A 23,531-nucleotide genomic window follows, 5' to 3' on the forward strand; every position below is an offset into this window, starting at 1 on the left:
CTATGGCCCACGGGCCACTTGGCGTCGGACCCCGGACCGGGAATCGTTGACGAAGCGACGCGCCGCGAACCCACAACCGTTGAGAGACAGGAAAAACCGATGAACGACACCATGCGGGTGGTCACACAGGACGCGCTGGGCGACGCGGACGTGCTGCGCCTGGACCGGGCGGAGCGGCCGCAGCCGGAACTGACCGAGATCCTGGTCCGAGTCAAGGCCGCGGGCCTCAACCCGGTGGACTGGAAGGTCCGCCGCACCGGGACCTTCCTGGGCGAGCCGCCGTTTCGGGTCGGTTGGGACGTGTCCGGCGTCGTCGAGGCCGTGGGCGCCGGGGTGCGGACCCTGGCACCCGGCGACGAGGTGCTCGGCATGCCCCGGTTCCCGGCTCCGGTGGGTGCCTACGCCGACTACGTGACCGGGCCGTCGCGGCACTTCGTCCGCAAACCCGCGGCCCTCAGCCACGCCGAGGCCGCCGGACTGCCGCTGGCCGGACTGACCGCCTGGCAGGCACTGGTCGACGTCGCCGACGTCCAGCCCGGTCAGCGGGTGCTCGTGCACGCCGCCGCCGGGGGAGTGGGCCATCTCGCCGTCCAGATCGCCGCCGCCAAGGGAGCGCACGTCATCGGCACCGCCAGCGCCGCCAAGCACCCGCTGCTGCGCGAACTGGGAGCCGCCGAGGTCATCGACTACCGGACCACCGACTTCACCACCGTCCTGTCTGATGTGGATGTCGTGCTGGACGCGATCGGCGGCGACTACGGCCCCCGATCGCTGACGGTGCTGCGCAAGGGCGGCATCCTGGTGTCGATCCTGTCCCCGGAGGAGAACGCGCTCATCGAGCCCGCCGCCGAGTACGGCGTCAACGCCGGATTCGTGATGGTCGAACCCGACCAGATCGGTCTGCTGGGACTCGTCGACCTCATCGAAGCCGGAAAGCTGCGCATCCACGTCGACCGCGCCTTCGACCTCGACGACGTGGTGGCCGCCCACGAACTACTGGAATCGGGGCACGTCACCGGAAAAGTCGTGCTCACCGTCGCCTGACCTCCGGTTTTCACCGGGCCGGACCCGTCACGGCGTCCGGCCCGGTACCGTCGATTTCCATGGGCACCACACCGGCACCACAGCAACGCATCGCCTCCGAGGCGCTGGCCGACAAGACCGGCAAGGGCTGGGACGAGTGGTTCGCCATCCTGGACGCCTGGGACGGCACCGGCCGCAGCCACACCGAGATCGCCCGCCACCTCGTCGAGGCGCATGGCGTCGAGGGCTGGTGGGCGCAGGGCATCACCGTCGGCTACGAGCAGGAACGCGGCATGCGCCAGCCCGGCCAGATGGCCGACGGCAGCTTCACCGCCAACGCCTCCAAGACCATCGACGTCGCGCGCGACATCATCTTCGACATGTGGGCCGACGACGAGAGGCGCGGCGGCTGGCTCGCCGACGACGTGCTGAGCCTGCGGTCGGCCAACCGGCCCAAGCGACTGCGGTTCGACTTCGGCGCCGACACCTCCCGGATCATCGTCGAACTCGTCGCCAAGACCGAGCACAAGACCGCCGTCCAGGTCGCCAACGAGAAACTCGCCGACGCCGACACGATGGTCGAACGCAAGGCCTACTGGAAGCGACACCTGGACGCCCTCAAGACCGCCGCCGACGCCTACCGACCGATGTGATCAAGGACGCCAGGCCACCGCGTGGTCGCGGGGTATCGGCGTCGACTACAGTTGACCGCGTTTGACCCGTAGATTCTGGTGCCGATTTTTCCGAGCGGCGCCCGGGCGCGTCCCGACGACCACTCGCGATAATCGCAACAGGCGATGCAGGCGAGAGCCGACGAGCGGTGCGTGCTTTTCTTCTCAACTACCGTGGAAGGTTCCTTAATGCCGTCGGTTGATACCGAGCAAACCGCCCTGCCCGCCGAAACATCCGCCCCGAGCTTCGCCGATCTAGGGCTGCCGCCCGCGATCGTGTCGGCGCTCGCCGAGCGCGGCGTCACCAGTCCGTTCCCGATCCAGGCCGCCACCATCCCCGATGCACTGTCCGGTAAGGACGTTCTCGGTCGGGGCCGCACCGGCTCCGGAAAGACCCTCAGCTTCGGCCTGCCGCTTTTGGTCACCCTGGCCACCGACGGCGGCCGCACCCAGGCCAAACGCCCGCGCGGCCTGATACTCACCCCGACCCGCGAGCTGGCGATGCAGGTCGCCGACGCCCTGGACCCGTACGCGCGGATCCTGCGACTCGACATGAAGGTCGTGTGTGGAGGCACCTCGATGCCCCGCCAGATCGAGGCGCTGCGCAACGGCGTCGACGTCCTGGTCGCGACCCCCGGACGACTGCGCGACCTCATCGACCGCAAGGTCTGCATCCTGGACTCGGTGAAGATCGCCGTCCTGGACGAGGCCGACCAGATGGCCGACATGGGCTTCCTGCCCGAGGTCACCGAGATCCTGGACCAGGTGCCGCCCGGCGGACAGCGGATGCTGTTCTCGGCGACCCTGGAGAAGGAGATCGACACCCTGGTCCGCCGCTACCTCAGCGAACCGGTCACCCACGAGGTCGACCCCTCCGCGGGAGCGGTCACCACGATGAGCCACCACGTGCTCGTCGTCAAACCCAAGGCCAAGGCCCCGGTCACCGCCGCCATCGCCGGTCAGGACGGCCGCTCGATCGCGTTCGTCCGCACCCAGCTGGGCGCCGACCGGGTCGCCGACCAGTTGCGTGAGGCCGGTGTCCGCGCCGAGCCGCTGCACGGCGGCATGACCCAGCAGGCCCGCAACGCGGTCCTGGAGCGCTTCAAGGGCGGCGGCCTGGACTGCCTGGTCGCCACCGACGTCGCCGCGCGCGGCATCCACGTCGACGGCGTCGACGTGGTCCTGCACGTCGACCCGGCCCGGGACGGCAAGGACTACCTGCACCGCGCGGGCCGCACCGCCCGTGCCGGTCGCAGCGGCACCGTCGTCACCCTGGCGCTGCCGCACCAGCGCAAGACCGTCTTCGGCATGCTGGAGCGCGTCGACGTCAACGCGGCCCGCCACATCGTGGACGGCGTCTTCACCGACTCGCTGGCCAAGGTCATCGGCTCCGGCTCGCTGACCGACATGGAGGCCGACACCGTCGAGCGCGAGGCCCGTTCGGCCCAGCGCGACGCGGACGACATGATCGCCCGCGCCGAGCGGCAGGCCCAGCGGGCCGCCAAGCTGCACGCCGAGGCCGCCCGGCTGCGCGACCGCGCCGCCAAGGAGCGTTCGGGCGAGATCCCGATGGCCTCCAGCCACGACGACTTCGCCGACCGTCCGGCCAAGCACAGCCGCAAGCCCTACCGGGGCCAGGGCGGAGGCGGCGGCCGACGCTTCGAACGCCGCGACGGCGACAAGTGGGGCGGCAAGCCCCGCAACGGCTCCCGCCGCGACGACCGGGGCCACGCCCGCCGGGAAGAGCGCGGCGGCGAACGCCGTGGCGGCCAGGCCGGGTTCGGCGGCAAGAACAAGCCGCGCTGGCGCGACCGCAACGCCTAACGATCCGACGACGACGCCCGTCGTCCCGCGACCACGCGGGGCGGCGGGCGTCGTCGCGCTATCCGGCCGGGGGCTGGCGGGCGGGGACGGACGACGCGGGCGTCAGGCGACGGCAGGTTGCCAGGTTCGGGTGCGGGCCGCTTGCTACGGGCGCGACGGCAGGGCCGCGGCGAGGGCGTCAGCCGACGGGGATGCGTCGAGGCTGTGTGCGAGCTGCCCACGTGCGGGCCACCCACCATGGGCGGGACAGCAGCGCCGCGAGGACGGCGCCGAGCGTGTTCACCAGGACGTCGTCGACCGACGAGACCCTTCCGATGTCGAACAGGTACTGAAGCACCTCGATTGCGGTCGCACCGGCCGCGCCGACGAGCGCGACCGCCGCGACCGGGATCGCGAACCGGATCGGCAGGCAGAACCCCAGCGCCGCGAACACCAGCAGGTTGCCGCCCAGCTGCACGACGATCGTCGTCGGCGCGGCGGTGAACAACGCGGCCAGATCGGACAGTGGCACCAGGTTCACCGTCGAGGCGGCCGGGCGCGGGGTCAGCACCATCCACAGCCACGGCAGCGTGCCCGCGACGGCGCACACCTCGGCGGCCGAACGGCGCCAAGCCGTGCGGGCGTCGGCGCCGTCGCGGATTCGCCGTCGGGCCAACGCCCACACCAGCGCCACCACCACGGGCACGGCGACGGCCGTCGCCGTCAGTACCGTGCCCCACCTGTCCCAGACTTCGGTCACGAGCGGCAAAGGTACGCGACGGCCGCCGCTCGCTACCAGGCCGAGACCCTGGACGCGAACACGTACCGGGAACCGGCGTGCTCGGTCTGGCCCCACAGCTGGTCCTTGCCGATCCAGTAGGACACGTCTTCGGGACCACGCGGCAGGGTGTCGTCCATGACCTTGGCCGTCGACCCGGGCGTCCACTTGATCATGCCGCCCAGGCCGCTGGTGCTGTTGCGGTGTACATAGTAGATTCCGTTGACGGCCGCCGCGCCCTGCATGCTGCGGAAGCCGACCTGGTAGGCCCAGTCGGCCCGGGCCACACCGTCACCGTCGGGTGTGGCGTTTCCGTTGGCGTCGACGTCGAAGCGGACGATGCGGGTGGTGTCGCCCACCGCGTCCCATTCGCTGACGACCAGCGAGTGCTTCGCCGAGGTGCGGTCCACACTCACCTGTGAGAACCGCAGCGCGGCCTCGCCGCCCGAAGTGGTCGGGTTGTACTTGGCGACCTGCGGCATGACGTAGGCGTAACCCCGGGAGGCGTAGCTGCCGTCGGACTGGCGGCCGATGAGGGTGTCGGTCATGTTGTTGGCGGCCAGGATGTGCTTCATGTCGAACACCCGCATGCCGCCGAAGGTGTCGCACACGTACAGCTTGTCGCCGTACCAGGCCAGCCCACCGGCGTGGGTGTCGATGGCCTTGTAGCTGGGTGCCGAGGCGGTGCCGGTGGGTTCGACCAGCAGCACGTGCCGGTACTTCGGCGTGGTGGTGTTGGCCATGTCGACGAAGCTGATCCGGGCACCCCGGTCGCCGGTGCCGGTGGTGTTGTCGTACCAGGCCGACAGCAGGGCGTTGCGGCCCTGGTAGGCGCCGCCGGTGGCGTCGGCGCTTGTGGACAGTCCCTGCGGGATCCAGTAGGTGACGGTGTTGTCGCCCGACTGCCAGCAGAACGAGGCCGCCCGGTGCTGCACCGGGGCGGTGCAGGCGGTTCCGGTCCGGTTGGCCGAGTCGAGCACGTTGGGAACGGTCTTGTTGGGCAGGGCGGCGTCGAGTCCGGACAGCAGCCCGGAGTTGGTGTCGGCGCGGTTGAGGGCGAAGTTCGCGGGATTGGGGGCGGCGCTGGCGCTGGTGGCGGTGAAGGCGATGACGGTACCGGTGGCCACCACCGTCAGTGTCAGCGCGCGGATGAGGAATCGGGCAGCATTTCTCAGGGGCGTATTCATGACACTCTCCGGAGCAAGAGAGGGGGGCATTTCCCCTGACTCTAAGTGCCGCAGAGAAAGTCAGTCCATATCTGAGCCATCAGCGGCGGCGCACCGCGGTCTCGACCATGTCCAGGATCGTGTCCAGGTTGGAGGAGTTGCTGCCCATCGCCAGATGCGTGATCAGGCCGTCGTAGGCCAGTTCCAGGAAACCGGCCAGAACTTCGACCGGCAGGTCGTCGCGCAGTATCCCGGCCTCCAGCTGCCGGGCCAGCCGCTGCCGGGTCGCCTGGGCGATGGCCTGTTTGCGGTCCTCCCACTCGCGGGCGAATCCGGCTTCGGTGCGCAGCCGTCGGCTCACCTCCAGCTGGGTGCCCAGCCAGCCGGTGGTCTCGGGACTGTCGGCCTCGGCGGCCAGGTCCCGCATCACCTGCACCAGACCGTGTTTGGCCACCGTGTCGGCCATGCTGATCGCGTCGTCCTCGGCCACCGCCAGGAACAACGACTCCTTGTCCCGGAAGTGGTGGAAGATGGCGCCGCGGGACAGGCCGATCTCGTCCTCGAGTCTTCTGACGGTGGCGCCCTCGTAGCCGTAGCGCGCGAAACACGCGCGGGCACCGGCGAGAATCTCGCGGCGCCGTGACTGAAGACGTTCCGGGCTGACCCTTGGCACGTAGTGATTCTGTCAGGCCCGCCGCGACACCACACGAAGGACTTCCACATCGCCGCCTGGCAGGATGGTCGACGTGACTCACCACGCCCCTGTGCACCGGCTTCGGGTGGCCGCGGCGCGCGCCGCCTCGGTCCCCGGCGAGGTCGGCGACAACGCGCGCACCGCCGCCGCACTGGTGCGGCTCGCGCACCGCCACGGCGTCCGACTGCTGGTGTTCGGTGAGCTGTTCCTGCCCGGTTACCATCCGCCGACCTGGGCTTCGCCCGCCTGTGACGTCGACGTCGACGACGAGCGCCTGGAACCGTTGCGCCAGGCGGCCCGCGACACCGGCGTCACCGTCCTGGTCGGCGCCTCGGTGCGCTCACCGGGCGGACGATTCATCGCGACGCTGCTGGTGGATCCCCAGGGCGCGGTCCGCGACGTCTACCACAAGCAGAACCTGTGCGGGCCCGACGAAAACCGGTGGTTTACCCCCGGAACCCACGGCAGCACGCTGTCGTTCGACGGCTGGCGGCTGGGGCTCGGCATCTGTTACGACGCCACCTTCCCCGAGCACGCCCGCGCCGCCGCGCTGGACGGCTGCCACGCCTATGTGACCGGCGGGGCCTACGTCGTGGGCGGTGAGCACCGCCGCGACACTTACCACTCGGCGCGAGCGCTGGACAACACCTTCTACGTGGTGTTCGCCGACGCGGTGGGAGGTGCGGCGCCGTGGACCTTCGGCGGCGGCAGTCGCGTCTACGATCCGGAGGGGCGAGCGGTCAGCGAACCCGTCGGTGACGATCTCGTCGTGGCTGAGCTGGACCCGGAGGAACTGCGTCGCACCCGGCAGGAGCACACGATGCTCGCCGACCTGGCCGGCGGCCCCTCACCCCGCTATTTCACTGAACTGTAGACAGTTCACAGTCATCTCCGCGATGGTATATCAAACCATTACATTCATCGAATTATCGATTGCGGATAACGATCAGATAAACGCACACGTTTATGTGCGGATATGTCGATATTTCATGCAATCAAGTATTGACACACGCCTACGGAGTATGGAAACGTTCGCTCTCAGGTGATCGAACTCATGGTCACCAACCCCCTGTGAGAGGAACTACCCCTATGAAACGCCTAATCGTGGCGGGCAGTGCCGCCGCGCTGGTGGTGGCCGCGGGAGTGGTGGGCGCTACGGCGTACGCCGACCCGGCCGACACCGGTTCGAAGGCCGTCGCGGGTGCCGAATCCTACGTCAAGAGCAACGGCGACAAGCTGTTCATCGGCTCCGACGACAAGGTCACCCGCACCGGCTCCAGTGAAACCCTCGGCCTCACCTTCAGCACCTTTGAAAGGGAGTACAAAGGACTGAAGGTCGTCGGTGGCGACTTCGTCGTGGCCACCAACAAATCCGGTGACGTCGCCTACGCGCGCTCCGCGCAGTCGAAGACCATCGACCTCAAGACGGTCAAGCCGAAGATCAGCGAGACCAAGGCCGAAGCCGTCGCCGGCAAGAAGGCCTCGGACGCCAAGCTGGTCGTGCTCGCCTGGGACACCCCGACACTGGCCTATGTGAGCACCAAGAAGACCACCGACAAGCACGGTGACCCGGTCGTGCGCGACTACTACGTCGACGCGGCCACCGGCGACAAGATCGCCACCTCCGACCGCGTCTTCGCCGGTACCGGCAACACGTACTACAACGGCAAGGGCGGCACCGTCGACTTCGGCACCAAGGAAGGCGGCGACGGCTTCGTCATGGAGGACCCGAACCGTCCGGGCGTCTCCTGTGCCGAGGAGGGTGGCGAGCCCTACACCAAGGCCGAGGACACCTGGGGCAACGGTGAGGGCACCGACCTCGAGACCGCCTGCGTCGACGCGATGTACTCCGTCGGCCAGGAATGGGACATGCTCGACAAGTGGCTGCAGCGCAAGGGCATCGACGGTGAGGGCAACGGTTTCCCCATCTTCGTCGGCCTTGACGACGTCAACGCCTACTGGGACGGCAGCTCCACCCACTTCGGACACTCGCAGGACGGCGAGCGTCAGGCCACCCCGATGGACGTCGTCGGCCACGAGTTCGGCCACGGCATCTTCCAGACCACCCCGGGCGGTTCCGACGGTGGCAACGAGACCGGTGGTCTCAACGAGGCCGCCGGTGACATCTTCGGCACCCTGACCGAGTTCTACGCCAACCAGGGCACCGGCGACGAGTTCGACCCGCCGGACTACCTGATCGGTGAGGAGGTCGGCCTCGTCGAGGCGGGCAAGCCGATCCGCGACATGGTCAACCCCGACAACGTCGGCGACCCGGCCTGCTGGAGCGAGGAGATCCCGAACACCGAGGTGCACGCCGCGGCCGGTCCCGCCGACCACTGGTTCCACCTGCTGGCCGAGGGCACCGCTCAGGAGAGCCCGACCTGTGACAGCTCGACGCTGGAAGGCATCGGCGTCGAGAAGGCCGGACAGATCTGGATGGGCGCCATGATGGGCAAGACGTCCAACTGGACCTACACCCAGGCCCGCACCGCTGCTCTGGAGTTCGCGGCCACCAGCGACCTGTACGAGACCTGCGCCGAGTACGACGCCGCCAAGAAGGCGTTCGACGCGGTCAGCGTCCCGGCGGAGTCCGACCCCGAGTGCAGCAAGGGCTAACCGCCCGACATCGCCATGACGGTGCCCTCCCGAGTGATCGGGAGGGCACTTCTCGTCTCCGGGAAGGCGAGAATTCCGTGAAGGTCGAGCATCTTTTCTCACCTCGGCACCCGTCGAACCCACAGACGGGTCATCCGAGGGTGATGACCGACGTGTGAAGATAGGGCCGACAGGGAGGTGACCGCGTGAACGACGACGCACATGGCCTCCTCGACCGGGCACTGCCCGACGGGCAGGTGCCGTTCAACGTCGATCCCGCTCAGATCGTCCGGCGTGGGCGGCGGCTGCGGCGGCGCCGCGCCTTCGCGGCCGCCGGTGGCATCGCCACAGCGGCGGTGCTGGGCCTGGTGGTGACGGTGGCGGGACTGTCGCCCGGATCGGTGGCCGACCACGGCCCGGCGGCGAGCAAGAGCTCGGGGGAGCAGACCGACTCCTGGGCGGACGAGAGCCCGTGGGAGTTGACCAAGCGGGATCCGTTCACCAACGCCGACACCGCCACGGCCACCGGCGGAGTCGTCGACGCGCTGGAGCAGATCGCCGAGGTCGACGTCCACGATGCCGACGGGCTGAAGGGTTTCCACCTCGGTCGCTATACCGAGACCTCGCCCAACGGGGACCTGGACCGTGACCTCCTGCATGGCAAGGGCCAGTTCAGTTCGGAGAACTACGACCTGACGACGGACTTCGAGGTCTCGATCTACGAACCGGGCCTTGTGGACGCCGTGGAGGACTTCGTCGACTGCGAGGCCGAGCGGGTGAAGTGCTCGGAGTCCACCGGCCCCGCCGACGAGAAGATCATCAGCCGCACCGTCGACACCGTCTCGGGTTCGCTGACGATCCGCACCTACGAGGTCTACGTGTACCGGGCCGACCGCAGCATCGCCAAGCTCGCCACCCGTCCGGACATCGACCCCGGCGTCGAGTCCAACGGCGTGGTGACGACGCCGCTGAGCACCACGCAGGTGCGCGACGTCGCGCTCGCGATCCCGCCGAAACTGAAGGTCTGACCCTGCTGCTCCCGTGGCCGGGGATCCCGGTGCCGCAGTAATTCAACGACTGTTGACATACGCGCGATCCGGTGCCACCGTGGAACCATGAGGAAACGCTCCGCCGCGATCGGCTCCACGATCTTCTTCGTCCTCGGCCCCGGCACCGTCGCGGGCCTGGTTCCCTGGCTCATCACCGGATGGGAGTCCACCGACATGCCCGGCTGGTGGTGGGCGCTGCGCGGCCTGGGTGCGATGTGCGTGCTGGCCGGAGTGGCCGTGATCGCCCACGCCTTCTACCGCTTCGTCGTGGAGGGACTGGGAACCCCGGTGCCCGCGGCCCCGCCCAGCCACCTGGTCGTCGGCGGCCTGTTCCGCCACGTCCGCAACCCCATGTACGTCGCGCTGGCGCTCATGACCGGCGGCCAGACGCTCGTCTTCGCCAGCTGGCCGCTGGCGATCTACTTCGCCGCCGCCTGGGCCTGCACGGCGGCGTTCGTCAAGGTCTACGAGGAACCCAAGCTCACCTCCCGGTTCGGCGAGGAGTACCGCACCTACAAACGCCACGTCCCGGCCTGGATCCCGCGCATCCGCCCCTGGACACCCACCGCCGTCTAACGGAACCCGAGCGCGATCCCCGTCAACACCACAATGGAGGCCACACTGGACACGATGACGACGTCCCTGGCCACCGCCACCTTGGTGCGGTACCGGTCGGCGTAGACGAAGATCAGCTGCGCGGCGGGCAGCGCCGCGAACAACGTCACCGCGAACAGCGCCTCACCGTCGAGCCCGAAACCGAACCGTGCCACCGCGTACGCCAACAGCGGATGCGCCACCGTCTTCAGCCCCGAGATGATCGACACCTGTCCCCAATGGCGTTTCGGCCGCGAACCGCCCGGCATGTACAGCGTCATCCCGAGCGCCACCAACGCCACCGGAACCGCCGAGGCGCCCAGCAGCTTCAGCGGCTGCTCGACCAGCCCGGGAAGATCCACCCCGGCGGCGTTGAGCGCCAGCCCCGACAGCGACGCCACCACGATCGGATTGCGAAACGGTGCCAGCCACAACCGGACCCGCCGACGCCCGTTGCCCGCCCCGGTCGCCGCGTCCATCGCCAACAGGAACAGCGGCGTCACGATCGCGGTCTGAAAGATCATCACCGCCGCGATCAGCAGCGTGTCGCCCAGCACGTGCACCGCCACCGGAATGCCCAGGTTCCCCGAGTTCAGGTACCCCGAGGCCATGCCGGTCATGATCTGCCCCGCCGCCCGGTCCCGGAAGAACCACCGCGCCACCAGGATGCCCACGAGCCCCACCAGCACCGTCCCCGACGCCAGCGACAGCAAGGCCCGCAACGGAATCCGGTCCAGTCGCGCGCTGGCCAGGTTGGTGAACAGAACTGCGGGCATCGCGATGAAGAACGCGTAGGACGTCAGCACCCGCGCGGCCCCGTCCCCCAACAGCTTGAAACGCGCGGCACCGTACCCGCATCCCACCAGAAACCAGATCGGAACGAAGGCCGCGAGCACGAGGCGACGCTAGCCGCACCGCCCTCGACGCACCTCGCGCACCAATACGAATGGACATACGTCACAGTCGCGACCGGAGTGTCCTGCGGCATGTTCCGGAATGCGCCACCACCGACCGCCCGTTGCTCGAGACATGATCCCGGTACCCCTATCCATACTCGACCGTTCGGTGATCCGCCGGGGCCAGGACCCGGCCACCGCGCTGGCCGACACCGTCCGGTTCGCCCGCCAGGCCGAACAGCTCGGCTACCGCCGCTTCTGGGTCTCCGAACACCACAGCGTCCCCGGCATCGCCGGTTCCGCCCCCACGGTCCTGGCGGCCACCATCGCCCAGGCGACCACCACGATCCGGGTCGGCACCGGCGGCGTCATGCTGCCCAACCACCAGCCGCTGATCGTGGCCGAACAGTTCGGAGTCCTCGAATCGCTCAATCCCGGCCGCGTCGACATGGGCCTGGGCCGCTCCGTCGGCTTCACCTCAGGCGTCCGCAAAGCACTGGGCCACGGCAAGGAGGACATCGACGGCTTCGGCGAACAGCTCACCGAGCTGCTGGGGTACTTCACGGGCACGCAGGAGACCCACCGGGGAGTCCACGCGCTGCCGGGGGAGGGGCTGCGGCCGCAGCCGTTCGTGCTGGCCGTGGGATCTGGTGCCGCCGAGGCCGCTGCTCGGGGACTGCCGCTGGTCATCGCTCCCGCGCGCGGCGAGGACGCGATGCTCGCGTCGATCGCGCGGTATCGCGAGGAGTTCCGGCCGTCGGTGTGGGCGGCTGAACCGCACGTCGTGGTGGCGCTGGCGGTGGCCGTCGCGGACACCACGGAGGAGGCTCGGCGGTTGTTGCTGTCGGAGTCGTGGTCGATGGCGCGCTCGCGTACTACGGGGGCGTTCGAACCGTTGTGGCCCACGGCCGATGTGCTCGCCCACGACTTGAGCGACCGTGAGCGGGGGTTCATCGACGACTCGCTGGCTTGGGCGATCTACGGCACCGCCGATGACGTCGACAAGGAACTGTCCACACTCGTCGAACGCGCGGGGGCTCAGGAGGTGCTGGTCACGATGAACACGTTCGATCGTGGCGAAATGCTGGACTCGTATCGGTGGCTGAGCGAGCTGGTGGCCGACTCGTCCTGAGGCGGCTGGCCGCGCTTTGCCGAGCGGCTGGCGGTCACGGCACTTCGGTGAGCGTTCGGGCGAGCATGGCCTGGGCGATCGGCGTCTGATCGGCGGCGGCGAAGTAGGCGGTCGCGTCGAGGCCGTTGGCGACCACGTAGCAGCGCAGCCTCTCGGAATCGTGCTCGGCGGCGGCCAGAAGGTGGTCGGTGTGGATGCGCATGCTCTCCATGAACGGTGCCCAGAACCGCATCCGCGCCACGTCGTACAGCCGGTCGCCGATGACCGCGCCCTCCCAGTCCAAGACGGCGGTGACCCGCCCGGGCTCCACCAACACGTTGTCGCCGCCGAAATCGCCGTGCACCAGCTCGTGCACGTCCGGCAACCCCGCCGCTTCCTGACGCAGCCACGCGGTGAGCCGCTCGGCGGCCGCCACGTCGATCGCGTCCGCGTGGGGGCTCCAGTCGTGGCGGGTGCTGTGCAGGATGTACGCCGCCCAGCTGTCGAACTTGCCCTCACCGGTGACCGCGTCGAAGTCGCCATAACCGCTGATGTCAGCGACATCGGTCGCCGCGATGCCGTCCAGCGTCTCGGCCATAGCGGCGCTGAGGCCGTGCAGCGTCTCGGTGTCGCAATCCTGAACGATGGTGCCCGGCGATCGCACCGAGACGCAGAAGTGGTGCGCCTCGTCGATCTGTCCGATGTGAACCACCTCCGGCACCGGAACCGCAGCCGGGACCCGCTCGGCGGCCCAGCGGTCCTTGAGAAACCCCGCTGCTCGGCCGTTGACCCGCACGACGAACTCCCGGCCATCGCTGCGGAACTCGAACGCTTGCGACTCCTGGCCCTCGGTGATCGGCGCGAAGTCGTCGACCTGTCCGAGAGCCTCGTTCACGGCCGCGTGGACGACCTGCGGCGACAAGCTGGGTTTCGTCATGTTCTCACCTTAGCCAGTACTAGTTATATATCGACTCCGAGGCATTCGCCTCGACAAGCCCAAGCCCCAGGCAGCGTTCCAATCCTCACGCTCAAGCCGCAACGCCATAGCCAAATACCGCACACGCTTCTCAACCCGCTCCAGCTGAAGTTCGGACGGTTTCCAGCCACGATGCCGCAGCCGCCAACGGATCTCGGCCAACATGTCGTCCGGAGAAACGACGACGTCCGATCCGTACAAGGTGAACATCAACCAGCCCTCGGATTCGAGCCGCTTGCGGCGCTGACGGTCGTGTTCGCGCATGTCGTCGGTGGCGTGATACCGAAGCCCATTGCACTCGATCCCGACTCTGAACCGCCGATACCCCAGATCCAAGTGGACGATCGACCCGTCCCGCAACCCCACCGGCAACTGCGCCACCGGCCGAGGCAACCCCGCGTCCACGATGAGGCACCTCGCCCAGCTCTCCAACGGCGACTCGGCCCGCGTGTCCGCGACATCGAGAACAGCCCCCATCAACCGAGCCGAACCCCGATCCCCAACGATGGCAGCTCTCCGACGAAGCTCAGCCAACTCCAGCCCACCCCGCAGAAACTGATCCACAGCCGACACCGCGTCCAACCGAGGCAACACTCTCGCGCAATCCAGCGCCGTACGCGCCTTCGTCGTCACCAACACATCCCCGATCTGCTCCACATCGGTCCCCAACCCCCACCGATAGACCCGCAAGCCCCGCCGACTCGCCAGCTCGACCCCCTTGGGAACAACAACCTCCACCGGCCAGCAATCGTTCGAAACCGAACGCGGCAACACATCCAACCCATGCAGCCAAGCCGCCGTCCGCAACCCGAACACAGCAGCCAACGGCAACTCCGCCGCCAGCTCACCCACCCGCTCCGAAAGCCCGGCACCTAGCGACTGCCCCGGCAGCGAGAACATCCGGCTCTCCGGCGAGCCCCGGTAGTGCGCGAAGTTGGACATTGTTCGAGCCGACCACGAACCGCCGCTCGTGGACAGTGAATTTCAGCCGAGATTAAGTGTGAATACTGGACCCATGCCCCCGTCGCTGAAGCTTCGACCGATCGTGATGGACGACTGGACGGCCGTCCACGACTGGGCCAGGCTGGACGAGAGCTGTCGCTACCAGGGCTGGGGTCCCAACACCGAGCACGAGACCCGGGCCTTCGTGGAGCGGGCGGTGGCGGGCTGGAATGTCGAGCCGGTCCGGCATCGGGTGTACGTGGCCGAAGTGGACGGCGAGATCGTCGGCAGCGGTGTGCTGCACTTTCGCGACCGGCGGCATCGGCAGGGCGAGATCTCGTACGGGGTGCACCCGAAGCTGTGGGGCCGGGGGTTGGGGACTGCGGTGGGGGCCGAGCTGCTTCGCGTCGGTTTTGATGGGCTGGGCCTGCACCGGATCGCCGCGACCTGCGATCCGCGCAATCGTGCTTCGGCGGCGGTGCTGGGGAAGCTTGGTATGAGTTTTGAGGGACGGATGCGGCACACCAGACGGATCGGGGACGGTTGGCGGGACTCGGATTTGTACTCGATTCTTGACGGGGAATGGCGGCCGTTGTAGGTGACGGGCACGGCGTGGTGATGGCGGTAATGCGCCACCATTTATCTTGTTCCCCATGTCCGACAACCCGGCCGGTCCCACCCGTTACCCAGAACTCAACGAGCTGTTGGACGAACTGACGTGTCGGGTGGGGGATGTACTGGGGGACAACCTTGTCGGGATGTACCTGTGCGGGTCGTTCGCTGTGGGGGATGCCGACATGCACAGTGACTGCGATTTTCTGGCCGTGGTGCGGCGGGCGTTGGGGCGGGTGCAGGAGCGGCGGATTCGGGCGTTGCACAGTGAGATTCCGACGCGGGCCGGGCATTGGACCCAGCATTTGGAGGGGTCTTATCCGGTGGCGGCGGAGTTGAAGACGCTGGAGTCCTTGGGGCGGGAGTGGCTCTACATTGATCACGGGTGGCGGGAGATGCAGTTTCACACTCATTGCAACAATGAGGTGACCCGGTGGAGTCTGCGCGAGCATGGGGTTACCTTGACCGGTCCGGATCCGAAGTCACTCGTGGACGAGGTGCCGGTGGAGGCGCTGCGGTCGCGGATGTTGCACGATATTCCGCGGTTCCTGGAGGACCTGGCGGCGTGGGCGTCGTGGGATGTGGCCTGGACGCAGCGGTACGCGGTGACGACGTACTGCCGGATGCTGAACACCTTGGAGACCGGGGTGGTGGTGTCGAAGCGGGCCGCGTTGGCCTGGGCGATGGACAGTTTGGACCCCTCGTGGCGGCCGCTGTTGCGGCAGGTGCTGGACGATCGGGAGCGGGGGTGGGATCCCTACGATCCGCCGCGGCCGGGCAGTATCGAGTCCACGATGGCGTTCTCGGATTACGTGTTGGATCGGGCCGGGCGCCACTAGGGCGGGGGTGGCCTTCGCGGGTCGCCTTGACAGCGGTGGCGGCTGATCTGTGAAGATTGGCCACCATGAGCATGCCACAACAAGGTCCGCCCGACCCGCAGACGCCGGGGCCGGTGAGCGGCAGTCCACAGCCACAGTACGACCCGCAGGCACAGCAGCCGATGCAGCCGCAGCCCGGCCAGGCACCGCCGCCGCAGTCGTTCCCGACCGCCGGTCCGGCCCAGGTCGCGCGTCCGGCGATGTTGATGATGGGGGCGATCGGGTGCGGGGCGCTGGCGCTGTTCTTCCTCGTCCACGCGATCCTGGCGTTCATCCAGACCGACGTGCATTATCAGTTCCCGTACCTCTATGGCGTCTACCTGCTGCTGATGGCCGCGGCGGCCGGTGCGGCGGCCGTGTTCTCGTTCCTGGGAACCGATTTCGGACGCGTCTTCGCCGCCGCCGTGGCCGGTGCCGCGATGTGGGAGGCCGCCGAATGGTGGCAGTCGCTGATCGGGCCGCTCGTGAGCGGTGACGGCATTGCGGTCGGGCACTTTCCGTGGATCGCCGCGGTCACATCGTTTCTGGGCGGTTTCGTCGGTATCGGGGTGGTCGTCGTGATGTCGATGCCCGCGCTGAGTGTGTACTTGGCCGAGAAGCAGAAGAAACCGGCGGCCGGACCCGCGCCGATGGGCCAGCCGCCCGCCGCGCCGCAGCCGCCCGCTGGCCAGCCGTACCAGGGACAGACCTACGGCGGTCCGCCTCCGGCGGCACCGCCGCAGCCGGGCCAGCCGTACGGGGACCAGCCGCCACCGGGGCAGCCGTATCCGCAGAACTACGGCGAGCAGCCGCCTCCGCCCGGGCAGCAGCCCCCGCCCGGCCCGCAAGGCTGACGACGATGAAGCGCGGCCCCACCCGTCACGGGTGGGGCCGTTTCGTTTCAGGACGACGGTTGTGGTCGTGCCGCCTCGCGGGATCGTTCCCGCAGGCGCAGCGCCATGTCCAGGGCCTCGTCGAGGTCGCGGTGCGAGGCGCGCGGGTTGATGCCGATGCCACCGGCGATGTCCACACTGACCGTCGCCAGTCGCAGTGCCCGTTGCCAGCGGCCCTGGGTGACGCGGACGCTTTGGATGCGGGCGTAGGGGACGGCCACCAGTTGCGGGATGACGCGGCCCCGGCGGCACACGAACACCTGCTCGCCCAGGCCCGCGCCCAGGGCGGGTTGGCCGATGGGGGAGCGCCAGCGGGCGCGGCGGGGGACGCCGATCAGGCGCACCGCCGTCAGGTCTACTCCGGACAGTGCGTGGGTGGTGACGGTGCGGGCCTGTTCGTGGGTGCCCACCGGCAGCAGGGTGCCGCCGAGCAGTTGTTCCGAGCCGCTGGAGCCGCCGCCGGCGTTGGCGACCCGGCAGGTGACCCAGCCCGCCCACCGCCACAGCAGCGGGCGCTGGATCGTCACGGCGGTGACCCGTTCGTGGGGGAGCGTCTGGGTGCGGCGTTCGGTGAGGCCGCGGCGGATGAGCAGTTCGGTGTCGGTCTCGGTGAGCGTGAAGTCGTAGTTGCCCATCGCCTGGCGTACCGGCGACAGCAGGATGCCCAGCAGCGCGGAGATCAGCGCGGCGATGCCGAAGAAGGTGGCGTCGGGGTTGACGACGAAGAACACGACGGTGACGGCGACGGCGAACGGCAGCGCGAACACCTGCGGGGTCAGCAGCTGGCTGCGCAGCAGCAGCCCGGAGGGCACCGTCAGCACCGGGGTGGCTTCCTCCACGGGAGCGGTGTCGACGACGGTGGGCTCGGCGGTGGCGTCGGGGTCGGTCGCGTCGTCGGTCGCGACGGACGACGCGGTGGCGGACTGTTTGGACAGTGTCAGCAGCCGCTCGCGCAGCTCGGTCGCGTCCTTCAATGTCAGAAAGGACAGTGGTGCCTCGGTCTTGGCGGCGCCGACGACCTCGCACCGCAACTGGGCCAGTCCAACCGGGCGCGCCAACAGCGGCTGCACCACCTCGACCGACTGCAACCGTTGCAGCGGGATGGTGCGGTGGCGTCGCATCAGGGCGCCCTCGGAGATGCGCAGTTCCCGGTCGGCGATCTCGAAACCGGTGAAGCGCCAGGCGATCCAGGCCCAGATCAGACCCAGCACGCCCCCGGCGGCCACGATCATCCCTCCGGTGGTGACGCCGAACTGGGCGAAGCCCTGCCACGAGATCGCGGCCATCACCACGCCCAGCGACTTGATGCCGTTGAGCACCGGCGACAGTGGATGCAGTCGCTGCTTGCCGGTGCTCACAGTCCTTCCCGCTCGGCCGTGGCCCGCTGGGCGAGCCGGTCGCGCAGGCCGGTGGCCACGTCGGGGGCCAGACCCGGCACCGTGGAGTCGGTGGTGGCCGCGGCGGTGTGCAGTTTCACCGTCGCCAGGTCGAACATCCGGTCCACCGGGCCGGCGCTGACGTCGATGAACTGCATTCGTCCGTAGGGGACGATGGACAGCCGTTTGATGAGTACCCCGTGCCGGATCAGCAGGTCGTCGTCGCGTTCGGCGTAGCCCCAGGCCCGTACCGCCCGCCGCAGCAACACCGCCCGCACCAGCAGGCCCGCCAGCACCACGCCGCCCAACAGTAGCGCCCAGGTGCGGCCCCACCACAGCCACGGCGCGATGAGCACGGCGGCCAGCGCCACCACGCCGAACAGCGCCAGGCTCACCAGCCGCACCTTCAGGTACTGGGGCGCCACCGGATGCCAGGTGACCTCGCCGGGCCAGGACGACCACACGCTCGCGGATTCGGGCATGCCGCTAAGCCTATGTCGTCGACATGGCGGACCTGACAGGGAAAACGCCGCCGGGTCAGGAAGTCCGACAGTGACTCACAGTGCTCGTCACACGCCAGCCAGACCTTGACGCGATCCTCGGTGTGGATCTTCGGATTGCGCCACTCCAGCGCCCAACTGGCCGCCTTCTGGCAGCCGCGCGCCGAACACACCTTGACCTCGACCATTCGCCCAAGTCTGCCGCAGCCGACACCCTCGCGAGCGCGGTGGGCGGTCGCGGCGAGTGGCCTCTACTATCGTCGAGACAGCCGCTACACCCGACCGAAAGGCCACCCATGACCGGGGCGCAGTCTTCGCAGCCCACGCCGGCCCAGGATGCCGAGCTGCTGGAAAAGGCACTGTTCGAAGTCAAGAAGGTCATCGTCGGCCAGGACCGCATGATCGAGCGGATGTTCGTCGCGCTGCTGTCGCGCGGCCACTGCCTGCTGGAAGGTGTGCCCGGAGTGGCCAAGACGCTGGCGGTGGAGACGCTGGCCAAGGTCACCGGAGGCTCGTTCACCCGTACCCAGTTCACTCCCGACCTGGTGCCCGCCGACATCGTCGGTACCCGCATCTACCGGCAGTCCACTGAGAAGTTCGATGTGGAGCTGGGGCCGGTGTTCGTGAACTTCATGCTCGCCGACGAGATCAACCGGGCCCCGGCCAAGGTGCAGTCGGCCATGTTGGAGGTCATGAGCGAGCGGCAGGTGTCCATTGGGGGCGAAACCTACAAGGTCCCGGACCCGTTCCTGGTGATGGCCACCCAGAACCCGATCGAGCAGGAGGGTGTCTACCCGCTGCCCGAGGCGCAGCGCGACCGGTTCCTGCTGAAGATCGTGGTGGGATATCCCACCGATTCGGAGGAACGCGAGATCGTCTACCGCATGGGTGTGGAGCCGCCGGAGCCCGAGCCGATCTTCACGCCGGAGGACATCCTGCGGCTGCAGAAGAAGGCCGACCAGATCTTCATTCACAACGCCCTTGTGGACTACGCGGTGCGGCTGGTGCTGGCCACCCGTCGCCCGGCCGAGTTCGGGGTCGCCGACGTGTCCGGGCTGATCCAATACGGTGCCAGCCCGCGTGCGTCGCTGGGCATCATCAAGGCCGCCCGGGCGCTGGCGGTGCTGCGCGGCCGTGACTACGCGCTGCCGCAGGACCTGCAGGACATCGCGCCCGACATCCTGCGGCACCGGCTGGTGCTGTCCTACGACGCGCTGGCCGACGGCATCCCCGCCGAGGACATCGTGGACAAGATCATGGCCGCGGTGCCGCCGCCGAGCGTGTCGCCGCGCCAGGACGCCAACGCGCGTCCGGCCGCCACCGCCGCGGTGCAGGTGCCGCCGAAGTCGCCGGTGCCGGTCAACCCGGTCTCGCCCGCCGCGGCGCAGGCCCCGAAGCCCGCCGGTGGCTGGCCCGCGCCGGAAAGTCGGTAGCCGGTGAACGACGCCGAGCTGTTGGCGCTGAGCCGTGGCGCGGGCCACGGCAAGAACGCCGTCGAACAGCTCAACCACCTCCAGTTGCTGATCAACAACAAACTGGACGGACTGCTGCACGGCGACTACCTCGGGCTGCTGCCCGGGCCGGGCACCGAGCCGGGGGAGTCGCGCGAATACCGGCCCGGCGACGACGTGCGGCGGATGGACTGGCCGGTCACGGCCCGCACCACCACCCCGCACGTGCGCACCACCATCGCCGACCGGGAACTGGAGACCTGGCTGGCGGTGGACCTGTCGGCCAGCCTCGACTTCGGCACCGCCAAATGCCTCAAACGCGACCTGGCCATCGCCGCGACCGCCGCGATGGCGCACCTGACGGTGCGCGGCGGCAACCGGATCGGCGCCGTCATGGGCGCCGGTGGCCCGCCGCGGGTGGTGCCCGCGGCACCCGGTCACTCCGGCGCCCAGATGCTGCTGCGCAAGGTCGCCGGGCTGCGGCCGGAACGTCCCGCCAAACCGGGCCGGTTCCGCCGCGTGGCCGCCAAACCCGGCCGCACCGACCTGTCGCTGTTGGTGGAACGGCTGCACCGGCCGCCGCGCCGTCGCGGCTTCGCCGTGATCATCTCCGACTTCCTGGCCGAGGACGGCTGGGAACGGCCGATCCGCAAACTGGCGGTGCGCCACGACGTACTGGCCATCGAGATCGTCGACCCGCGTGAACTGGAACTCCCCGACGTGGGCGTCATGGAACTGCAGGACCCCGAAACCGGGGCGGTCATGGAGATCCAGACCCACGACGCGGCCTTCCGCCGCCAGTACGCGCACGCCGCGCAGGCGCAGCGCACCCAGATCGCCTCGGGGCTGCGGCGCGCGGGCGCGGCCCGGCTGCGGTTGTCGACCGACTCCGACTGGCTGCGCGACATCGTGCGCTTCGTCGCCTCCCAACGTCACGCTCGTACGAGAGGTACTACCCGTTGATCCGCTATCTCGAGCCCTGGTGGCTGCTGACGCTCATCCCCGTACTGGCCCTGGTCGGCCTGTACGTCTACGCGCAGTATCGCCGCCGCAGCTACGCCGTCCGGTTCTCTAATGTGGACCTGCTGGCGAAGATAGCGGCCAAGGGGCCGGGCTGGCGCCGCCACCTGCCCGCCGCGGTGCTGCTGTCGGCGCTGGTGGTCATGTCCACCGGGATGGCGCGGCCCGCCGTCGACACCCAGGAACCCACCGAGCGGGCCACGGTCGTGCTCACCCTCGACCTGTCGCTGTCGATGAAGGCCAAGGACGTGTCCCCGGACCGGTTCTCGGCGATGAAGAAGGCCTCGCTGGAGTTCGTCGACGAACTGCCCAAGAACTACAACCTGGGCCTGGTGACCTTCGCCAAGTCGGCCAGCGTCGCGGTGTCGCCCACCAAGGACCGCAACCAGGTCAAGTCGGCGATCAAGTCCATGAAACTGGACCGCGCCACCGCCATCGGCGAGGGCATCTTCTCGGCGTTGCAGGCCATCCAGTCGGTGCCGCCCGACGGCGCCTCCGAACCGGCCCCGGCCCGGATCCTGCTGCTGTCCGACGGTTACCGCACCTCCGGGCGGCTGGTCGAGGACGGCGCCAAGGCCGCCAAGGCCGCGAAGGTCCCGGTGTCGACGATCGCCTTCGGCACCGACACCGGCACCGTCGAGATCGAGGGGGAGACCCAGGAGGTCCCCGTCGACCGCGAGACGCTGTCCCAGACGGCCGAGACCACCGGCGGCAAGTTCTACGAGGCCGCCAGTGTCGACGATCTCAAGGGCGTCTACGAGGACATGGGTTCGTCGATCGGTCACCGCACCGTCGCGGTGGAGATCGCGCAGTGGTTCATCGGCTTCGCCTTGGTTCTGGGTTTCGCCTCGGTGTTCCTGAGTCTTTTGTGGACCTCAAGGGTGCCCTGAGCCAGGAGCCCTTTTCCGGGCCCGCGGGACCTCCCGCGTACGATCACAGGCGTCGTACGACCTCGTGTTACGTAAAGGAGAGTGCGTGGTGTCTCGCACCGTGCTGGTCACCGGAGGCAACCGGGGCATTGGCCTGTCCATCGCCCGGGCCTTCGCCGAGAACGGCGACCGCGTCGCCGTCACCCACCGCGGCAGCGGTGCGCCCGACGGCCTGTTCGGCGTCCAGTGCGACATCACCGACTCCGAGGCCGTCGACGCCGCCTTCACCACGGTGGAGGCCGAGCTGGGACCGGTGGAGGTGCTGGTCGCCAACGCCGGGATCACCGACGACACCCTGCTGCTGCGCATGAAGGAGGAGCAGTTCACCTCCGTCATCGACACCAACCTCACCGGGGCGTGGCGGTGCGCGAAACGGGCCTCCTCCAAGATGCTGCGCGCCAAGTTCGGCCGCATCATCTTCATCTCCTCGGTGACCGGCCTGTACGGCAACGCCGGTCAGACCAACTACGCGGCCAGCAAGGCGGGCCTGGTGGGTATGGCCCGATCGATCACCCGGGAACTGGGCAGCCGCAACATCACCGCCAACGTGGTGGCGCCGGGCTTCGTCGAGACCGACATGACCGCCGAACTGCCCGAGGCACAGCGCGACGCCTACCTGGCGTCCATCCCGGCCAAACGTTTCGCCGGCGGCGACGAGGTCGCCGACGCGGTGCGCTGGCTGGCGTCCGACAAAGCAGGCTATGTCACCGGGGCCGTCATCCCCGTTGACGGCGGCCTTGGCATGGGCCACTGACAATTTCGAATAAGGAGTGCATGTGACAGGGTTGCTTGATGGAAAACGGTTGCTGATCACCGGTCTGATCACCGACCAGTCCTTGGCCTTCGGTGTCGCCAAGCTCGCACAGGAGCAGGGCGCCGAAGTGGTGCTCACCGGTTTCGGACGCATGTCGCTCGTCAACCGCATCGCCGCCCGGCTGCCCAAGCCCGCGCCGGTGGTGGAACTGGACGTCACCGACCAGGAGCAGCTGGACTCGCTGGCCGAGCGGGTGCGCGAGCACGTGCCCGCGTTGGACGGCGTCCTGCACTCCATCGCCAACGCGCCGCAGTCCTGCCTGGGCGGCGGATTCATGACCGCGCCGTGGGAGGACGTCGCCAAGGCGCTGCACGTGTCGACGTTCTCGTTCAAGTCGCTGGCGGTGGCCTGCCTGCCGCTGATGGAATCCGGCGGCGCCATCGTGGGAATGGACTTCGACGCCTCGCAGGCCTGGCCGGTCTACGACTGGATGGGCGTCTCCAAGGCGGGCCTGGAGTCGGTCACCCGGTACATGGCACGTGACCTGGGCCCCAAGGGAATCCGGGTCAACCTGGTCGCGGCGGGCCCGGTGCGGACCATGGCCGCCAAGTCGATCCCCGGTTTCGAGCAGTTCGAGACGGCGTGGGCGGAGCGCGCTCCGCTGGGCTGGAGTCTCACCGACTCCACGCCGGTGGCCAAGGCGGTCACCATGCTGCTGTCGGACTGGTTCCCGGCAACGACCGGTGAGATCGTCCACGTCGACGGCGGGTTCCACGCGGTCGGGGTCAAGGCCGCCGAGGCCTAGGACTCGGACGAGGACCGCTGGGACAGTACCTGACAA

General features: G+C 68.8%; 24 protein-coding genes. 16 read left to right on the plus strand and 8 right to left on the minus strand.

Features of this window, described 5'->3' with window-relative positions:
* The first annotated feature begins 99 nt into the window (after nt 1-99).
* The 3 genes from SNAS_RS12180 (at nt 100) to SNAS_RS12190 (ending at nt 3,518) form a co-directional block, all read left to right on the plus strand.
* Complete coding sequence (locus SNAS_RS12180) at nt 100-1,044, plus strand: NADP-dependent oxidoreductase (protein ID WP_013017726.1); 945 nt, start codon at nt 100-102, stop codon at nt 1,042-1,044.
* A 59-nt stretch (nt 1,045-1,103) separates the two neighbouring features.
* Nucleotides 1,104-1,676 carry a hypothetical protein gene (locus tag SNAS_RS12185; protein ID WP_013017727.1) on the plus strand — a complete coding sequence of 191 codons (573 nt, stop codon included), beginning with the start codon at nt 1,104-1,106 and terminating at the stop codon, nt 1,674-1,676.
* 207 nt (nt 1,677-1,883) lie between these two features.
* Nucleotides 1,884-3,518 (plus strand): DEAD/DEAH box helicase, encoded by a 1,635-nt coding sequence (locus SNAS_RS12190; RefSeq protein ID WP_013017728.1) that lies wholly within the window; start codon nt 1,884-1,886, stop codon nt 3,516-3,518.
* 178 nt (nt 3,519-3,696) lie between these two features.
* Here the strand turns inward: SNAS_RS12190 and SNAS_RS12195 are convergent, their stop codons facing one another.
* The 3 genes from SNAS_RS12195 to SNAS_RS12205 all read right to left on the minus strand — a co-directional run bounded on the left by SNAS_RS12195 (nt 3,697) and on the right by SNAS_RS12205 (nt 6,114).
* On the minus strand, nt 3,697-4,257 hold the full coding sequence (locus SNAS_RS12195; protein ID WP_013017729.1) for a VanZ family protein: 561 nt from the start codon (nt 4,255-4,257) through the stop codon (nt 3,697-3,699).
* A gap of 32 nt (nt 4,258-4,289) precedes the next feature.
* Nucleotides 4,290-5,462: a hypothetical protein gene (locus SNAS_RS12200; protein ID WP_013017730.1), complete on the minus strand. Its 1,173-nt coding sequence runs from the start codon at nt 5,460-5,462 to the stop codon at nt 4,290-4,292.
* Between the two features lie 79 nt (nt 5,463-5,541).
* The gene (locus SNAS_RS12205; RefSeq protein ID WP_013017731.1) at nt 5,542-6,114 is read right to left on the minus strand and encodes a TetR/AcrR family transcriptional regulator; all 573 of its coding nucleotides are present in this window, start codon (nt 6,112-6,114) and stop codon (nt 5,542-5,544) included.
* 64 nt (nt 6,115-6,178) lie between these two features.
* Here SNAS_RS12205 and SNAS_RS12210 point away from each other — a divergent pair, with 64 nt between their 5' ends.
* From SNAS_RS12210 to SNAS_RS12225, 4 genes are all read left to right on the plus strand, one after another.
* The gene (locus SNAS_RS12210; RefSeq protein WP_041624807.1) at nt 6,179-7,009 is read left to right on the plus strand and encodes a carbon-nitrogen hydrolase family protein; all 831 of its coding nucleotides are present in this window, start codon (nt 6,179-6,181) and stop codon (nt 7,007-7,009) included.
* Between the two features lie 215 nt (nt 7,010-7,224).
* Entirely contained in the window at nt 7,225-8,751 is a 1,527-nt protein-coding gene (locus tag SNAS_RS12215; RefSeq protein ID WP_013017733.1) for a M4 family metallopeptidase, read from the plus strand.
* A 185-nt stretch (nt 8,752-8,936) separates the two neighbouring features.
* Nucleotides 8,937-9,758: a hypothetical protein gene (locus SNAS_RS12220; protein WP_013017735.1), complete on the plus strand. Its 822-nt coding sequence runs from the start codon at nt 8,937-8,939 to the stop codon at nt 9,756-9,758.
* Between the two features lie 87 nt (nt 9,759-9,845).
* Nucleotides 9,846-10,355: a methyltransferase family protein gene (locus SNAS_RS12225; RefSeq protein WP_013017736.1), complete on the plus strand. Its 510-nt coding sequence runs from the start codon at nt 9,846-9,848 to the stop codon at nt 10,353-10,355.
* Here the strand turns inward: SNAS_RS12225 and SNAS_RS12230 are convergent.
* Nucleotides 10,352-11,269, minus strand: coding sequence for an AEC family transporter (locus tag SNAS_RS12230; RefSeq protein WP_013017737.1), 918 nt, complete (start codon nt 11,267-11,269; stop codon nt 10,352-10,354). The two genes, SNAS_RS12225 and SNAS_RS12230, sit on opposite strands and share 4 nt — an antisense overlap.
* Before the next feature lie 133 nt (nt 11,270-11,402).
* Between SNAS_RS12230 and SNAS_RS12235 the strand changes: the two genes are divergently transcribed.
* Nucleotides 11,403-12,401, plus strand: coding sequence for an MsnO8 family LLM class oxidoreductase (locus SNAS_RS12235; protein WP_013017738.1), 999 nt, complete (start codon nt 11,403-11,405; stop codon nt 12,399-12,401).
* Between the two features lie 34 nt (nt 12,402-12,435).
* On the opposite strand, the gene SNAS_RS12240 is transcribed toward SNAS_RS12235, so the two are convergent.
* Together SNAS_RS12240 and SNAS_RS32705 are read right to left on the minus strand one after the other, a co-directional pair.
* A complete protein-coding gene (locus tag SNAS_RS12240) occupies nt 12,436-13,317 on the minus strand; it encodes a phosphotransferase family protein (RefSeq protein ID WP_013017739.1) in 882 nt (293 codons plus the stop codon).
* Between the two features lie 9 nt (nt 13,318-13,326).
* A complete protein-coding gene (locus SNAS_RS32705; protein WP_052304985.1) occupies nt 13,327-14,298 on the minus strand; it encodes a hypothetical protein in 972 nt (323 codons plus the stop codon).
* 73 nt (nt 14,299-14,371) lie between these two features.
* Here SNAS_RS32705 and SNAS_RS12250 point away from each other — a divergent pair, with 73 nt between their 5' ends.
* The 3 genes from SNAS_RS12250 to SNAS_RS12260 all read left to right on the plus strand — a co-directional run bounded on the left by SNAS_RS12250 (nt 14,372) and on the right by SNAS_RS12260 (nt 16,621).
* Nucleotides 14,372-14,896: a GNAT family N-acetyltransferase gene (locus SNAS_RS12250; RefSeq protein ID WP_013017741.1), complete on the plus strand. Its 525-nt coding sequence runs from the start codon at nt 14,372-14,374 to the stop codon at nt 14,894-14,896.
* Nucleotides 14,897-14,951: 55 nt separating this feature from the next.
* Complete coding sequence (locus tag SNAS_RS12255) at nt 14,952-15,749, plus strand: aminoglycoside adenylyltransferase domain-containing protein (protein WP_013017742.1); 798 nt, start codon at nt 14,952-14,954, stop codon at nt 15,747-15,749.
* Between the two features lie 65 nt (nt 15,750-15,814).
* Complete coding sequence (locus tag SNAS_RS12260) at nt 15,815-16,621, plus strand: hypothetical protein (protein ID WP_144300470.1); 807 nt, start codon at nt 15,815-15,817, stop codon at nt 16,619-16,621.
* 47 nt (nt 16,622-16,668) lie between these two features.
* On the opposite strand, the gene SNAS_RS12265 is transcribed toward SNAS_RS12260, so the two are convergent.
* Entirely contained in the window at nt 16,669-18,018 is a 1,350-nt protein-coding gene (locus SNAS_RS12265; protein WP_013017744.1) for a PH domain-containing protein, read from the minus strand.
* Complete coding sequence (locus SNAS_RS12270; RefSeq protein ID WP_013017745.1) at nt 18,015-18,518, minus strand: PH domain-containing protein; 504 nt, start codon at nt 18,516-18,518, stop codon at nt 18,015-18,017. The genes SNAS_RS12265 and SNAS_RS12270 overlap by 4 nt, the downstream gene beginning before the upstream one ends.
* A gap of 314 nt (nt 18,519-18,832) precedes the next feature.
* Between SNAS_RS12270 and SNAS_RS12275 the strand changes: the two genes are divergently transcribed.
* The 5 genes from SNAS_RS12275 (at nt 18,833) to fabI (ending at nt 23,495) form a co-directional block, all read left to right on the plus strand.
* Nucleotides 18,833-19,969 carry an AAA family ATPase gene (locus SNAS_RS12275; RefSeq protein WP_013017746.1) on the plus strand — a complete coding sequence of 379 codons (1,137 nt, stop codon included), beginning with the start codon at nt 18,833-18,835 and terminating at the stop codon, nt 19,967-19,969.
* Between the two features lie 3 nt (nt 19,970-19,972).
* The gene (locus SNAS_RS12280; protein ID WP_013017747.1) at nt 19,973-20,950 is read left to right on the plus strand and encodes a DUF58 domain-containing protein; all 978 of its coding nucleotides are present in this window, start codon (nt 19,973-19,975) and stop codon (nt 20,948-20,950) included.
* Nucleotides 20,947-21,897: a 26S proteasome regulatory subunit RPN10 gene (locus SNAS_RS12285; protein WP_013017748.1), complete on the plus strand. Its 951-nt coding sequence runs from the start codon at nt 20,947-20,949 to the stop codon at nt 21,895-21,897. The genes SNAS_RS12280 and SNAS_RS12285 overlap by 4 nt, the downstream gene beginning before the upstream one ends.
* An 88-nt stretch (nt 21,898-21,985) precedes the next feature.
* Nucleotides 21,986-22,690 carry a 3-oxoacyl-ACP reductase FabG gene (locus tag SNAS_RS12290; protein ID WP_041625987.1) on the plus strand — a complete coding sequence of 235 codons (705 nt, stop codon included), beginning with the start codon at nt 21,986-21,988 and terminating at the stop codon, nt 22,688-22,690.
* 22 nt (nt 22,691-22,712) lie between these two features.
* Nucleotides 22,713-23,495: an enoyl-ACP reductase FabI gene (gene fabI, locus SNAS_RS12295; protein ID WP_013017750.1), complete on the plus strand. Its 783-nt coding sequence runs from the start codon at nt 22,713-22,715 to the stop codon at nt 23,493-23,495.
* Nucleotides 23,496-23,531: the final 36 nt, after the last annotated feature.

Origin of the sequence: Stackebrandtia nassauensis DSM 44728 (genome assembly GCF_000024545.1) — a bacterium.
GTDB lineage: Bacteria > Actinomycetota > Actinomycetes > Mycobacteriales > Micromonosporaceae > Stackebrandtia > Stackebrandtia nassauensis.